The 13,720-nt window shown below is 68.4% G+C and carries 7 protein-coding genes; 3 read left to right on the forward strand and 4 right to left on the reverse strand.

The window, feature by feature from the left end; all coding sequences use genetic code 11:
- The first annotated feature begins 210 nt into the window (after nt 1-210).
- Entirely contained in the window at nt 211-2,067 is a 1,857-nt protein-coding gene (locus ACZ9GM_RS02260) for a flavin-containing monooxygenase (protein ID WP_476038306.1), read from the forward strand.
- An 8-nt stretch (nt 2,068-2,075) separates the two neighbouring features.
- Here ACZ9GM_RS02260 and ACZ9GM_RS02265 read toward each other — a convergent pair whose 3' ends face one another.
- Nucleotides 2,076-3,590 carry an L-lactate MFS transporter gene (locus ACZ9GM_RS02265; protein WP_476037194.1) on the reverse strand — a complete coding sequence of 505 codons (1,515 nt, stop codon included), beginning with the start codon at nt 3,588-3,590 and terminating at the stop codon, nt 2,076-2,078.
- Between the two features lie 120 nt (nt 3,591-3,710).
- Here ACZ9GM_RS02265 and ACZ9GM_RS02270 point away from each other — a divergent pair, with 120 nt between their 5' ends.
- Together ACZ9GM_RS02270 and ACZ9GM_RS02275 are read left to right on the forward strand one after the other, a co-directional pair.
- A complete protein-coding gene (locus ACZ9GM_RS02270; protein ID WP_476037195.1) occupies nt 3,711-5,186 on the forward strand; it encodes an aldehyde dehydrogenase family protein in 1,476 nt (491 codons plus the stop codon).
- Nucleotides 5,187-5,348: 162 nt separating this feature from the next.
- Nucleotides 5,349-6,518 carry a DUF418 domain-containing protein gene (locus ACZ9GM_RS02275; RefSeq protein WP_476037196.1) on the forward strand — a complete coding sequence of 390 codons (1,170 nt, stop codon included), beginning with the start codon at nt 5,349-5,351 and terminating at the stop codon, nt 6,516-6,518.
- Here ACZ9GM_RS02275 and ACZ9GM_RS02280 read toward each other — a convergent pair.
- The 3 genes from ACZ9GM_RS02280 to ACZ9GM_RS02290 are packed head-to-tail and all read right to left on the reverse strand — an operon-like array spanning nt 6,493 to nt 13,705.
- Nucleotides 6,493-7,713 carry an acyl-CoA dehydrogenase family protein gene (locus ACZ9GM_RS02280; protein WP_476037197.1) on the reverse strand — a complete coding sequence of 407 codons (1,221 nt, stop codon included), beginning with the start codon at nt 7,711-7,713 and terminating at the stop codon, nt 6,493-6,495. The genes ACZ9GM_RS02275 and ACZ9GM_RS02280 overlap by 26 nt on opposite strands.
- A 35-nt stretch (nt 7,714-7,748) precedes the next feature.
- Nucleotides 7,749-10,964, reverse strand: coding sequence for a UvrD-helicase domain-containing protein (locus ACZ9GM_RS02285; protein ID WP_476037198.1), 3,216 nt, complete (start codon nt 10,962-10,964; stop codon nt 7,749-7,751).
- A complete protein-coding gene (locus ACZ9GM_RS02290; RefSeq protein ID WP_291473533.1) occupies nt 10,961-13,705 on the reverse strand; it encodes a PD-(D/E)XK nuclease family protein in 2,745 nt (914 codons plus the stop codon). The genes ACZ9GM_RS02285 and ACZ9GM_RS02290 overlap by 4 nt, the downstream gene beginning before the upstream one ends.
- Nucleotides 13,706-13,720 lie beyond the last annotated feature (15 nt).

A 13,720-nucleotide genomic window follows, 5' to 3' on the forward strand; every position in this document is an offset into this window, starting at 1 on the left:
TCTGCAGACGGGGGAGGTGTCAAGTATGTGGACACAGGTATGTGGACAGAAGGGTAGCCGGGCCGCGGGGGAGCGGCCTAGCGTTGTCGGCGTCGCCGCCGATGTGACCCCGGGCACAAAAACCTTGCACTGTGACCCGTACCGGTCCGTCGGCGGCGCGAATCTACCGTTGCATCCCCTCCGAGAGGACCTTCCTTGTCTGCTCCGACGATCGACCGTACCGACCTCAACGACCGCGTCCTCACCTGGTTCGCGGACTTCGCCGACGCCCTGGCCACCCCGGACGCCGAGGCCGCGGCCTCCGCCACCGCCGACCTGTTCGTCGAACAGGGCTACTGGCGTGACCTCACCACCTTCACCTGGAACCTGCACACCGCAGAAGGCCGGGAGAGCATCGCCGACCTGGTCAAGGGGACCCACGGCACCGGCAACCTCACCATCAGTGAGGTCGCCATCGACCGCGACGCCGTTATCGAGGACGCCGTCGACGGCTCCGGTACCGACATCTTCGCCTTCGTCACCTTCGAGACGCCGGTCTTCACCGCCCGCGCCCTGATCCGCCTGAAGAACGAGGGCACCGACGAGGCCCCGGTCGACAAGTGCTGGACGCTGCTGACCTCGGCACGGGAGCTCAAGGCACGTCCGGAGAAGAAGCGGCGCAACCGGATCCAGGGTGCCGAGCACGGCGTCCACGCGGACCGGAAGAACTGGGCGGACCACAGGGCCGAGCGCCGCGAGAACCTCGGCTACTCCGAGCAGCCCTACGTCGTCATTGTCGGCGGTGGCCAGGGAGGCATAGCCCTGGCGTCCCGCCTGAAGCGGCTCGGTGTGCCGACGCTGGTCGTGGAGAAGTCCGCCCGCCCCGGTGACCAGTGGCGCGGCCGGTACCACTCCCTGTGCCTCCACGACCCGGTCTGGTACGACCACCTGCCCTACCTGCCGTTCCCCGATGACTGGCCGGTGTTCACGCCCAAGGACAAGATGGGCGACTGGCTGGAGCACTACACCGGCATCATGGACCTCGACTACTGGAACAACACCACCTGCGAGCGGGCGTCCTACGATGAGGCGTCCGGCACCTGGGAGGTCGTCGTCGACCGTGACGGTGAGCAGGTCGTGCTGCGGCCCGAGCAGCTGGTGCTGGCCACCGGCATGTCCGGTGTGGCGAACAAGCCGACCTTCCCCGGGCAGGAGAACTTCCGCGGCGAGATCCGGCACTCCTCCGAGCACCCCGGCGGCGAGACGGACAAGGGACGCCGCGTGGTCGTGCTCGGGGCGAACAACTCCGCCCACGACATCTGCGCCGACCTGTGGGAGAACGGGGCACAGCCGGTGATGATCCAGCGGTCCTCGACCTACATCGTCAACTCCGACAAGTTCATCAAGCACGTCACCAGCGGCCTCTACTCGGAGGATGCCCTGGACGCCGGTATCGACACCGACACCGCGGACCTCATGTTCGCGTCCTTCCCCTACAAGGTGCTGCCCTACGCGCAGCGGCCCGGGTCGGACGCCATCCGTGAGGAGGACGCCAAGTTCTACGCCGATCTCGAGAAGGCCGGGTTCATGCTGGACTACGGCGACGACGAGACCGGCCTGTTCCTCAAGTACCTGCGTCGCGGCTCGGGCTACTACATCAACGTCGGTGCATCACAGCTGGTCATCGACGGGTCCATCGAGCTGCACTCCGGTGTGGGGATCGAGCGGTACACCGAGGATGGTGTGGTGCTCACCGACGGCACCGAACTGCAGGCGGACGTGGTGGTGCTGGCCACCGGCTACGGCTCGATGAACGGCTGGGCCGAGCGGCTGATCAGCCCGGAGGTCGCGGACAAGGTCGGCAAGTGCTGGGGCCTCGGCTCGGAGACGACCAAGGATCCAGGTCCGTGGGAGGGCGAGCTGCGCAATATGTGGAAGCCGACCCAGCAGGAGAACCTGTGGTTCATGGGTGGCAACCTGCACCAGGGCCGCCACTACTCCCGCTACCTGTCGCTGCAGCTCGCGGCCAGGCATGAGGGACTGGACACGCCGGTGTATGCGCTGGCGCCGTCGTACCACGAGAAGTAGGTGGCGGCCTACCCGGTGAAGAGGCCCGCGGCCTTGATGATGGTCTGGATCACGCCGTAGGACAGGGCGGCGACCACGATGAACGCCAGACCCGAGGCGACGGTCGTGTAGAGACCACCGGCGGTGGTGGCGGTGCCGTTCGAGCGTGCGTCGGAGGCCTGGGCGGCAGCGGCGCGGTCGGCACGGACCTTCTCCTCGACGATCTCCGGATCCTCGACGTGCTTCTCGTTGACCTTGCGGACCAGCAGGTTCGCGATGAAGCCGACGACCAGCACACCGACCATGATGAACAGGGACAGCCGGTAGAGGTCGAATCCGGAGTGACCCGCGTCCTCCTGGGACTCGACGACGGAGTTGACGATCAGCGGGCCGGCGATACCGGCGGCGGACCAGGCGGTGAGCAGGCGACCGTGGATCGCGCCGACCTGGTAGGTGCCGAAGAGGTCCTTGAGGTAGGCCGGGATCGTCGCGAAGCCGCCGCCGTAGAAGGAGAGGATGATCAGCGCGCAGATCACGAACAGGGCCAGGGAGTGTGAACCGAGGCTCGCGAGCAGCAGGTAGAGCAGCGAACCGAGACCGAGGTAGAGGATGTAGGTGTTCTTGCGGCCGATGTAGTCGGAGACGGTGGACCAGACGAAGCGTCCTCCCATGTTGAACAGCGACAGCAGGCCCACAAATCCACCAGCAGCCACCGCCGTAATAGCGAAGGAGTTCTGGATCATCGGGGAGGCGGACTCGAGGATGCCGATACCCGCGGTGACGTTGGTGAACAGCACGATCCACAGCAGCCAGAACTGCGGCGTCCTGATCGCGCTCTTCGCGGAGACATTGCCGGTGGTCTGGTGGGAGCGTGCCGGGGTCTTCGCCGGCGTGTAGCCCGCCGGCTTCCAGTCCGGGTGCGGCAGGCGGATGACGAAGGCGCCGAGGGCGATGATCACCAGGTAGATGATCGCCAGGGTGAGGAAGGTGGCCGGCATGCCCGGGGTGAGGGAGTCCGGGTCGTCACTGAACAGCGACATGAGGTCGTTGGACAGCGGGCTGGCGATCAGCGCGCCACCACCGAAGCCCATGATCGCCAGGCCGGTCGCCAGGCCGGGGCGGTCCGGGAACCACTTCATCAGCGTGGATACCGGGGAGATGTAGCCGATACCCAGGCCGATGCCGCCGATGAAGCCGTAGCCGAAGTAGACCAGCCACAGCTGGTCGGTCCAGATTCCGAGGGTGGCGACGAAAAAGCCGACGACCCAGGCGGTGCCGGAGGCGACCATGGCCTTGCGGGGGCCGACGCGTTCGACCCACGGGCCGAAGAGTGCGGCGGAGATGCCGAGCATGCCGATGGCCACGGAGAAGATCCAGCCGGTGGCGACCTCACCGACCTCGAAGTGCTCGGCGAGCGGGGCCTTGAACACGGAGAAGGCGTAGGCCTGCCCGATACTCAGGTGGATGGCGAGGGCGGCGGCGGGGATGAGCCACCGGTTGAAGTTCACGGGCGCGATGATGGCGTCCCGGTCCAGCACGGACATGGGGGTCTCCTTAGGGCGTCATGTATCCGGGCCGAATGTACCTTCTGTGAAACCGGATGAGTATCCCACGTCACACCTGGTACCCCCGTTCGCCCAGGGAACACTCGTACTCTGGGGTCCATGTCTGAACTTCCCACACTGCCCACCACCGTCGACGAACTGCTGTCCACCGTCACTGTCCCGTTGGAGCGCCGTCCGGACGGGGATGTCGTCTCCTCCCGGGCTGTCCACGACCCCGCGACCGGCCAGGTCATCGGCCTGGCCCCGGTCCACGGCGCCGAGGAGGTCGATGAGGCCGTTGCGGGGGCCAAGGACATCCAGCCCGAGTGGGCGTCCTGGTCCCCGGCGGAGCGCGCGGAGGTGCTGAACCGGGCGGCGGATGCGGTGGACGCTGTTGCCGGGCCGCTGGCCGAACTGCTCAGCCGGGAGACCGGTAAGCCGCTGAACGGCCCTAACGCCCGCTTCGAGGTCGGGGCGTGTGCACACTGGTTGCGGACGGCGGCAGAGCTTGAGGTGCCGGAGGAGACGGTGGTCGATGACGGGGAAACCCGCGCGACGCTGACCTGGCGTCCGGTGGGGATCGTCGGGGCGATCGGCCCGTGGAACTGGCCGATGATGATCAGTATCTGGCAGATCGCGCCGGCGCTGCGGATGGGCAATGCGGTGATCGTGAAGCCGTCGGAGAATACGACGCTGTCAGTTCTCGCGCTGGGTTGGGTGCTCAACCAGGTGTTGCCCGCCGGGGTGCTCACTGTCGTGCCGGGGGAGCGGGAGGTCGGCTCGGTCATCGCGGGGCACCAGGACATCCGCAAGGTGATGTTCACCGGGTCCACCGCGACGGGACGACGCATCGTCGAGGCCAGTGCGGGCAACCTCAAGCGGCTCACCCTGGAGCTCGGAGGGAACGACGCCGGCATCGTCCTGCCCGATCTCTTCGACGGCGCGACTGCCGAGCGGCGCCGCGAGATCGCGGAGACCTTGTTCTGGGGTGCGTTCATCAACACCGGCCAGACCTGTGCGGCGCTCAAGCGGCTCTACGTGCCCGACGAGATCTACGACGAGGTCTGTCGGGCGCTGGTGGAGGTCGCCGAGAAGGTGCCGATGGGCATGGGGCTGGAGGAGGAGAACCTGCTCGGTCCGCTGCAGAACCGGGCGCAGTTCGACATCGTCGACCGGCTCGTGGAGGACGCGAAGGCCGCCGGTGCCACGGTGCTGTGCGGCGGTAACCCGGACCGGGACGCGCCGGGCAACTTCTACCCGACGACGCTGGTCGCCGACATCGACGGGGACGCCGCGCTGGTCACCGAGGAGCAGTTCGGCCCGGCATTGCCGGTCATCCGGTACGTTGACCTGGATGACGCGGTGGCCGAGGCGAACCGGTCGGAGGCCGGGCTGGGCGGGTCGGTGTGGTCGGCAGACGCGACGGCGGCCCGTGAAGTCGCGGCCCGGCTGGAGGCCGGCACGGTGTGGATCAACAACCACGGTGCGGTCGATCCGCGGATCCCGTTCGGTGGGGTGAAGGGGTCGGGTTACGGCCTGGAGTTCGGGGTCGAGGGGCTCAAGGCGGTGGCCGTGCCGCAGGTCATCAACGGGTGATGCGGTGGGGCTTCCGGTCCGCGCCCGGTCGGTGACGGATCGACGGGTAGCGCCCGGTCATACCGTGGGATGACCGGTCAGATCAGTCCGTGGGCCGATGACCGGGGTGGCTGTTCTCCGTAGTGTTTCCGGTGTCTGCAAGGCATACACCAGGAGAAACACATGAACCGGACACCGATCCACCCCGACACGGCCACTGCGTCCCCTGCCGTGCCGACCGTCGACCCGACGCCCGCCGGGCCTGCAGTCGCTTCCACGGGATCGTCGACTGCGGCGCCCGCCGTGGCGTCCCTCCCCGCCGCGGTGCGCTACCGCTTCCTCGACGCGCTGCGGGGCGTGGCACTGTGCGGCATTCTCTTCGTCAACCTGCGTGATCTGCTCGCTGACCGGATCACGGTAGTCGACTCCCCGGTGCAACGGTTCTACGACGTCGGCATCCAGGGCAGGTTCGTGCCGGTCTTCGCCTTCCTCTTCGGCGTCAGCGCCTGGCTCCTGTACAGCGCGACGAAAGATCGGGCGTCCACCGCGTCTGCTGCGTCCGCGCGGCTGCTCATGGTGCGACGCTTCGCCTGCCTGCTGCCGGTCGGCCTGCTGAACCTCCTCTTCCTGTTCGACGGGGACATCCTCACCATGTACTCGGTGTTCGCGCTGGTGCTGCTGGTGCCGGCGATGTTCCTTCCCAGGGGCCTGCTGCTCACGGTGGGGCTGGCATCCACGGTCGCCGCGTACTGGGTCTTCGGCAACAGTCCGATGATCGCGGCGACGTTGATGGTCACCGGTTTCGCCGCCGCCCAGTTCGGGCTTCCTGCCTGGTTGGAGTCCCAGTCGGGTCAGGACCACGGTGTCGCCTTCAGTGTCTTCGGGGTCTTCGGGCTGAGCGCCATCGGCGGGGTGGTGTTCGCCGCCCGTCAGCTGGACCTGCTGGTCTCCGGCGCGGCGGCGGACACGCCCTCCTATGACCGGGTCGCGGGGATCGCCGGCCTTCTCATCGCTGTTGCCCTGGTCAGTGGGCTGTCCCTGGTGTGGTGCACGGTGGCGGGGCGCCTCGTCCTCGACCGGATCTTCACTCCGCTGGGACGCACCTCCCTGACTAACTACCTCGGGGCCTCGCTGCTGGTGCAGGTCGGGCTGCTGGTCTTACCCGGTGAACTGACTGACCTCCGGCTGCTGCCGGTGATCACCGTCGGTGTGCTTGCCGTCCAGTGGATGTGTTCGGTGCTGTGGCTGCGGGTGTTCCGCTACGGGCCGGTCGAGTGGGTGTGGCGCATGGCGACGCGGTGGGAGCGGGTGCCGCTGCGCCGGGATGTCACCGGAACGCCTGCTCCCCGGTGAGTGCCTTGCCGATGGTGAGCTGGTGCATCTCTGCGGTCCCTTCATAGGTCAGCACGGATTCCAGGTTGTTGGCGTGCCGTAGCGGGGAGTGGTCCAGGGTGATACCGGACGCGCCGAGCAGTGTGCGGCACTCGCGGGTGATCTCCAGCGCCACGCGGGTGGAGTTCAGCTTGCCGACGCTGATGCGCGGCGGGGTCAGCTGACCGGCATCTTTGAGTCGGCCCAGGTGGAGGGCCAGGAGCATGGACTTGTCGAGCTCGACGGTCATGTCGGCGAGCTTGGTCTGGGTGATCTGGAAACTGCTCAGCCGCCGGTCGAAGACATCCCGGGTGCCGACGTAGTCGATGGCGGTCGTCAGGGCGTCGCGGGCAGCGCCGAGTGCACCCCAGATGATCCCGTAGCGGGCCTCGTTGAGGCAGGTCAGCGGGCCACGCAGGGAGTTGACACCGGGCAGTCGCCGGGAGTCCGGCAACCGGCAGTCCTCGAGGATGATCTCACCGGTGATCGAGGCGCGCAGGGAGAGCTTGCGGTGGATCTCCGCGGTGGAGAAGCCGGGGTCGCCCTCCTCCACGATGAAGCCGGCGAAGCCAGGCTTCCCGTCGCCACGGTCGTCGGTACGGGCCCAGACTACGGCGACATCGGCGACCGGGGCGTTGGTGATCCACATCTTCGTGCCGTTGAGAATCCAGTAGGCATCCTCCCCGGAGCCGTCGCGGATCGCCCGGGTACGCATGTTCGCGGGGTCGGAGCCGGCGTCCGGTTCGGTGAGCCCGAAGCAACCGAGGGTGGTGCCGGCGGCCATGCCCGGCAGGTAGTGCTCCTTCTGTTCCTCCGAACCCCAGTGGTGGATCGCGAACATGGCCAGCGAGCCCTGGACGGAGACCAGCGAGCGCAGGCCGGAGTCGACGGCCTCGATCTCCATGCAGGCCAGCCCGTAGTCGACGGCGGACATCCCGAGGCAGCCGTAGCCGTCGAGGTGCATACCGAGGACGCCGAGTCCGCCGAACTCCGGTGCGAGATCGTTGACCGGCAGTGCCCCGGCTTCGAACCAGTCATTGACGTGGGGACGCAGTTCACGGTCGCCGAAGTCCGCGACGGCGTCCCGGATCTGCCGTTCCTCGTCGCTGAGCAGGGAGTCGAAGCCGATGAGGTCCAGCGGGGTGGTTGTCGCGGAGGACGCAGTGGTTCTCGTCATGAAGACACCGTAACCCTTTCGTGGTGAATGGTTGTTCAGTTGAGCTGAACCTCGACCACTGAACCGAGCAGTGGCAGGTGGATGAGGATCCGGGCGGGGACGGTACCGGTGATGTCGGTGATCGCCTGCCGGTACACCGCCATCTGCCCGAGGTACTTCGCGGCCACATGACCGGTCGGGTCGGTGCCGGGGTAGGTCTTGTGGTCGACGATGATCTGACCGTCGGCCGTCGTGATGAGCTGGTCGATCCAGCCCTGGGCACGCTGGTGATCGTCATTCGTCCAGGTGAAGGGGACCTCGGAGTTCACGGCGGTGGCGGCGAGATCCTCATGGAGGAACCGCTGCCAGCGCTCACCGCACTCCACAACCTGGTCGGGACTGACCACTGCACCGACACCCCAGTTCGTCACCAGTCGGGTGGCGACCTGCTGCTTCATGGCGGCGTCGAAGGAATCCAGCGGAGCTGCGAGATAGGAGTGGATGCAGTCACCGACCTTGTTCCACTCCGGGCCGCCACCACTGACCAGCGCCGGGCCGAGGTCCGCGACCTCGCGCACCACGGCACCCAGTGCCGTCTCCGGGGCAGCCTCGGCACCACTGGGGGCGAAGGTGGCGGCAATGACTTCGCGACCAGGGTCGACAGGTTCCCGGTCGACGTCGAGCTGTCCGGCCGGTGAGGTGAACCGCCCGGTGGCGTCCATCAGGGTTTCACGCGGCAGTGCCGGCACCGGATCTGAATCCGCGAGCAGAACAGCAAGTTCATCGGCCTCCAGACCGGCCTCGGCCAGGGCCCGCCACTTCGTGGTCGAGGAGTAGGGGGCGAGCACGGTCCGGAACTTCGAGCGGGTCATCGCGACATAGAGCAGTCGCTGTTCCTCAAGCAGTTCGGTGGTGCGCCGGGTCTGCTGCGCGTCGGTGGCAGTCAGTGCCTCCTTCACCCCGGAATGGGCGAGCAGTGTGTCCGGCCAGAACCGGAGGTGGCGTCCTGCCAGGGGATCGTCCATGGTCAGCGGGGTGGATGACTGGACCCACACCCCGGCCGGGGTGAAGCGCTCGCGGGAATCCGGCATGGCGACGACGACCGTGTCCCACTCCAGACCCTTGGCCTGGTGGACGGTGTGGACCTCCACCGCACCCGGCTCCGCGGTCGGGGTGGAGACCGTCTCCTCGTCGAGAAGATGGGCCAGGACCCCGGCGACAGTGGCGGGCTCGCCGGCGGACTCCTGCTCGGCGGCGAAGTCCGCGGCTGCCTGCAGGATCCCGGTGACCGAGCCGGTGCGCTCACCAGGGCCGGTGGACGCGGCGACGCGTCCCCTCAGGTCCAGGGCGTCCACCACGGCGGCGACGAGTTCGGCTACCGGCAGTTCGGACAGGGCGCTGCGCAGTGCGGTGACCGGGGCGAACACAGGGTCAGCCGCCCAGCTGGTCAGCTGCTCCCGGCATGCGTCCCGGTCCGGTAGCGAGGTGAGCACATCGAACCAGTCAACGTGGGCGGCATGGTCGGGCATCAGGCTGATCATCTCGACCAGCGCCTGGGTGTCCGTCCTGTCCAGCAGCAGGGCGAGTGCGGCGGTGACCAGGCGTCCTTCCCGGGTGGTGGACAGTGGCACACCACCACCGGCACAGGGGATGCCCGCAGCCCGCAGCGCGGTGCGGACTTCGGCGGCGTGGCTGTTGGTACGCACCAGGATCGCGCGGCTGCCCGAGTGGGCGTCGCGCTCGGCGAGGGCGCCGATGCCGTCGCTGATCCGCTCGAACCACACCTTCTTCGATGCCCGGCCTTCGGTGTGCGGCCAGGTGACGGTTTCCCCGGCGGCGCGGGCCCCGTCGGCGGCATAGGCTTCCGCCCGGATCTGCGGGACGCTGAGCTCCACATCGCCGGTGAACAGGTGGCGGAACAGGCGGTTCGACAGGTCCAACGGAGCCTGCCGGGTGCGGTAGGAATGGGCGAGCACCTCGGAGCGTCCGCCCAGCCCGGCGGGATCGGTGATCGCCTCGACCGCCGAATCCATCAGCGCCGGATCAGAGCCGCGGAAACCGTAGATCGACTGCTTCGGGTCACCGACCCAGATCACCTCATCGACCAGACCGGCGAGTTCGGTGAACAGGGCGAGCTGCAGCGGGCTGGTGTCCTGGAACTCGTCGACGACGAGGATCCGGAAACGCGCGGCGAGAGTCTCGCGCACCGCGTCCCGGGTCGCCTCAGACACTCCGTCACCGCGCAGCAGTCGCAGGGTGAGCTGCTCCTGGTCGGTGAAATCGATGAGACCGAGGGCGTCCTTGTAGTCGGCGTAGGCGCTCAGGCAGGACGCTGCGGTGGTGAAGACGAGCCGGATGAGTGTGTCCAGGTCATCGCGCAGAGCGGGGTCGGCGAGGATCTCCGCAGCGGAGGTCACCGCACCGTAGGCCTCCTTGATCGGCTTGGTCGGTGTGGGGACTCCGGGGACCTTGCCCTCGGCGGTCTTCAGCCAGTCCGACCAGGGGATGGAGTCACGCTCGCGGCGTACCCGGCGGGCGAACCGTTCCAGGGAATCGAGCCGGGTGAGGACGCCGTCGGCCGACCGCTTGGTGATGGTGCCGTCCTCGACCTCGGCGCGCAGTTGGCGGGGCAGGGTGCGGGCGGCGGTCGTCAGTGCGGCCCGGGTATCGGAGGGTGCGGTGCCGGCAGCCTGCTCATCCAGTACGGCGTGGAGCTCGACGATGCTGGCCTCGGCGAAACCGGGGAGGTCCTCGGCAGGGATGTTGTTCGACCGGGCGTGGTCGGTGACGCTGCGGATCGTCGCCGCCCAGTTGGTTGCCCTGCTGTAGAAGCCACGGTCCTCGACCACGTCATAGCCGGTGCGGGCGAGCAGGGCGCGGTGGGCGTCCTCGGCCTCGGCGATGAGGTGGTCGGTGGCGCGCGTGAAGGCGGTCTGCTGCGACTGCTCGGTGAGCACGGCGAGGTCAGGGGACCGACCGGCGTCGAGGGCGAAGTCGGTGAGGATCCGCCCGGTCACCGAGTTCACCGTGCCGATCAACGCGGTAGGCAGGGCGGCTGCCTGGTCCAGCAGTCCACGGTCGACGAGGGTGCCACGGATGCGGTCGGTGAGTTCGGCGGCGGCGGCCCGGGTGAAGGTCGTGGCGATGATCTGGGAGGGACGTAGCACGGTGCCGTCCTCGGCCGGGTGACTGAGCCGGTCGGTGACCAGTTCGGTGAGCCGGTAGGTCTTGCCCGATCCGGCGGAGGCCCTGATGATGGTCCAGCGGGTCATGCGCGGTCTCCTTCCACGCCGGTGACCAGCGCAAGATCGGTGTACTTGGCGGACGCCGCGGGCAGGTACCCGGTCTCCCCAGCGGCGGCGAGGGCTGCCCTGGTCTCCTCGGTCGTCCCCTCGGGGGAGTTGCCGTCGGGGTCTGCGTCCTGGAGTACCAGCAGGTTGCCGAGGTCGGTGAGGTGACCGGCACGGAGGTCATCGAGAATGCGGTTGAGCCCGGTGACCGCCCGGTCCCACAGTTCATCGGCGGTCGGGGCGCCGCCGTCGGCGACTGAGACGTCGAGGGTGTCTTCGCCGAGCCCGAAGCGTGGGTCGGCGGTGTGGAGCAGGTCGTCGTGGAGGGAGAAATATGCCACCGGTACATCGGCCAGACGCTTTCCGGTGCCCGCGACGGAGGCGGCGTACACGGCGAGCTGCAGGGCGGTGCCGTTGGCGACGGCGTCCCGGTACTTCTTCTTGGCGAGGGTGTACTTCAGGTCGATGACGCCGTCGGAACCGTCGGCCATGATGACGTCCATGTCGCGGAAACCGCCGAGAACCAGCGGTTCACCGTCACGGCCGTGGCTGCCGGTCAGCGTGGTCTCGAATTCGGCTTCCACGGCACGGACGCGGATCCCGGCGTCCTCCAGTGCGGTGAACAGGCCGGTGATCGAGCGGACGGCGAGGGCGATGGTCGCGCCGCGGTCGCGGCTGCGGCCGGGCAGGGCGAGTTCTGAGGCGTAGGCGGGCAGCAGTGCCTCGAGCTCCCCGGTGACCTCTTGCTCGGTGACGTAGACGGTGACGGGGTCGCCGTTGTTTTCGTCGAGGCGGCGGTTGACGATGTTCTCGACGGTGGCGTGGAGCCAGGTGCCGACCATGCGGTTGCCGGTGGGCACGTCGACCAGTCCGCCGGCGCGGATGCCGAGGCGCCGGTCGAGCAACCATTCCAGGGGGTGGACCAGCAGTTTCTCCCACTGGGAGTAGCTGATTCGGGTGGGGATGAGGTGTTCACCACCGGTGACGGTGCGGCTGACGGGGTCGGGGATGCAGAACTCGAGGGTGTCGGGGACGTGTGCCCGGTCGGCGGGGAGGGTGGCATCCTCCCGGGTGCTTTTCTGCAGGTCGTCGAAGGTGGTGTCTGCCTCGCGGGGCAGATCGTTGATGAGGAAGGTGAGGGCGGCGTGCTCGGCGGCGCGTTCCCCGTCGATCCGGGCGGGTAGGACCGCGGTGACCTTTCTGCGTCGGCGCAGGGCGCGCAGTTCGGAGCGCAGGGTGAGGCGGGCGAGCGACTCGGGGTCGGGCAGGACGACGCCGGCGTTCTCCAGCCAGGCGGATTCGGCCGGACGCAGCAGTTCGCGGACGCTGCGGTGCTCGTCGACCGGCAGCCACCAGATGACCGGGGCGGTGCCGGTGCCGAGCTGCCCGGGTGAGGTGACGGTGTCGCGTGCAGCGGAAGCTTCTGCGTGGACGCGCAGCCCACCGGTGCCGGTGACTTCGGCGACAACCTGGTCCAGTTCGTGGGAGCTGATTGTCGAGCCGAGTCCGGCGACCAGGGTGCTGACGGTGGCGATCAGGGTGGTGACGCGCGCAGGTTCGTTGTCCTCCCGGCTGAAGCGCTGGAACTGCCGTCCGAGCCAGCCCAGATGGGCGGCGACCAGCGAGGTGTCGAGGCCGTTGTCGTCGGTGAGCGGGGTGAGACGGATGAGCTCGTCGAACTCACGGACACTCTGGGCGTCTTCGGGCCCGGCGCCGTCCAGGGTGGTGTTGACGGCCGTGGTCCAGGCGGGGCCGCCGACACCGGGTTCCTGACTGAGGGCGTCGATGAGAGTCCTGCGCAGTGCACCGGGCAGCAGCGGGAAGGTGGAATGCTCGTCGATCCCCGGGACGGTGACGTTGAGGAGATCAGCGAGGGCGGAGACATCGTGGGGCGCGGTGACGGCGCGGAGGAACACCGGGATGACCTGGGCCAGCGGGGAGACACCGCGGGGTCCCACTCCGACCGGGGTGCCGCCGAGTCGCAGGAGTTCGCGGTCGAGCAGCTGGGTGGAGCGTCCGGCAAGGACGGTGTGGTGTTTCTCGGCTGCTTCGAGGTCGGTGAGCAGGCGGGCTACAGCGGGAGCGGCGTCCCATTCGGTGTCTGCGGTGAGCACTGTGAGCTCGGTCAGCGGTGCGGGTTCGGGCAACTCGGCCACGGGGACGCCGAGTGCGATGAGGTTGCTCAGGATGCGTCGCCACAGGGGCGGCAGGTCGTTGACGGGGTGGTCGAGGGCGACGGCATCGATGCCGAGTGGCCAGTCGGTACCGTTGGTGACCAGGTCCGCGAGGGTTGTGCCGATGGTGCGTAGGGTGTCCGCGGGGCCGGGTGCCCAGCCGGCCGTGGTGGGCAGCAGCGCTTCGACGCGCACGAGGACGCCGAGACGCTCGGGGGTGTCTGTGCCTGCCGTGTCTGTGGGATTCCATCCGGCAGAGACGAGCTGGTCGCGCCAGGCGAGGAGCTCGCGGGCGACGGTCCAGGGGTCGTGGGAGAAGCCGGTGGCGGGCCAGGAACCGGGAGCGGCGGTGGCGACGACCTGGCTCAGGGCGCTGCGGTAGGCCGCGATGCGGGTGGAGCGGTCCAGGTCAGGACGGGTGAGTGCGAGGCGGGTGGCGAGGATGTCCGCGAGGCCGGTGGGACCGGTGACCACTGACCCGAGGGTGGCGGGTGTGGTGGCGGTGGTCCAGCGGGCAGTGTCGAAGCCCCATCCGAAGGTGATGTGCATGCGGCGTCCTTTCTG

The sequence above is a fragment of the Corynebacterium sp. UD i78 genome, assembly GCF_056280545.1.

What these genes read in the sequence shown, in the direction of transcription:
- ACZ9GM_RS02265 (WP_476037194.1), bottom strand. Translation starts at nt 3,590, where the DNA reads ATGTCCGTGCTGGACCGGGACGCCATCATCGCGCCCGTGAACTTCAAC.
- ACZ9GM_RS02270 (WP_476037195.1), top strand. Translation starts at nt 3,711, where the DNA reads ATGTCTGAACTTCCCACACTGCCCACCACCGTCGACGAACTGCTGTCC.
- ACZ9GM_RS02275 (WP_476037196.1), top strand. Translation starts at nt 5,349, where the DNA reads ATGAACCGGACACCGATCCACCCCGACACGGCCACTGCGTCCCCTGCC.
- ACZ9GM_RS02280 (WP_476037197.1), bottom strand. Translation starts at nt 7,713, where the DNA reads ATGACGAGAACCACTGCGTCCTCCGCGACAACCACCCCGCTGGACCTC.
- ACZ9GM_RS02285 (WP_476037198.1), bottom strand. Translation starts at nt 10,964, where the DNA reads ATGACCCGCTGGACCATCATCAGGGCCTCCGCCGGATCGGGCAAGACC.
- ACZ9GM_RS02290 (WP_291473533.1), bottom strand. Translation starts at nt 13,705, where the DNA reads ATGCACATCACCTTCGGATGGGGCTTCGACACTGCCCGCTGGACCACC.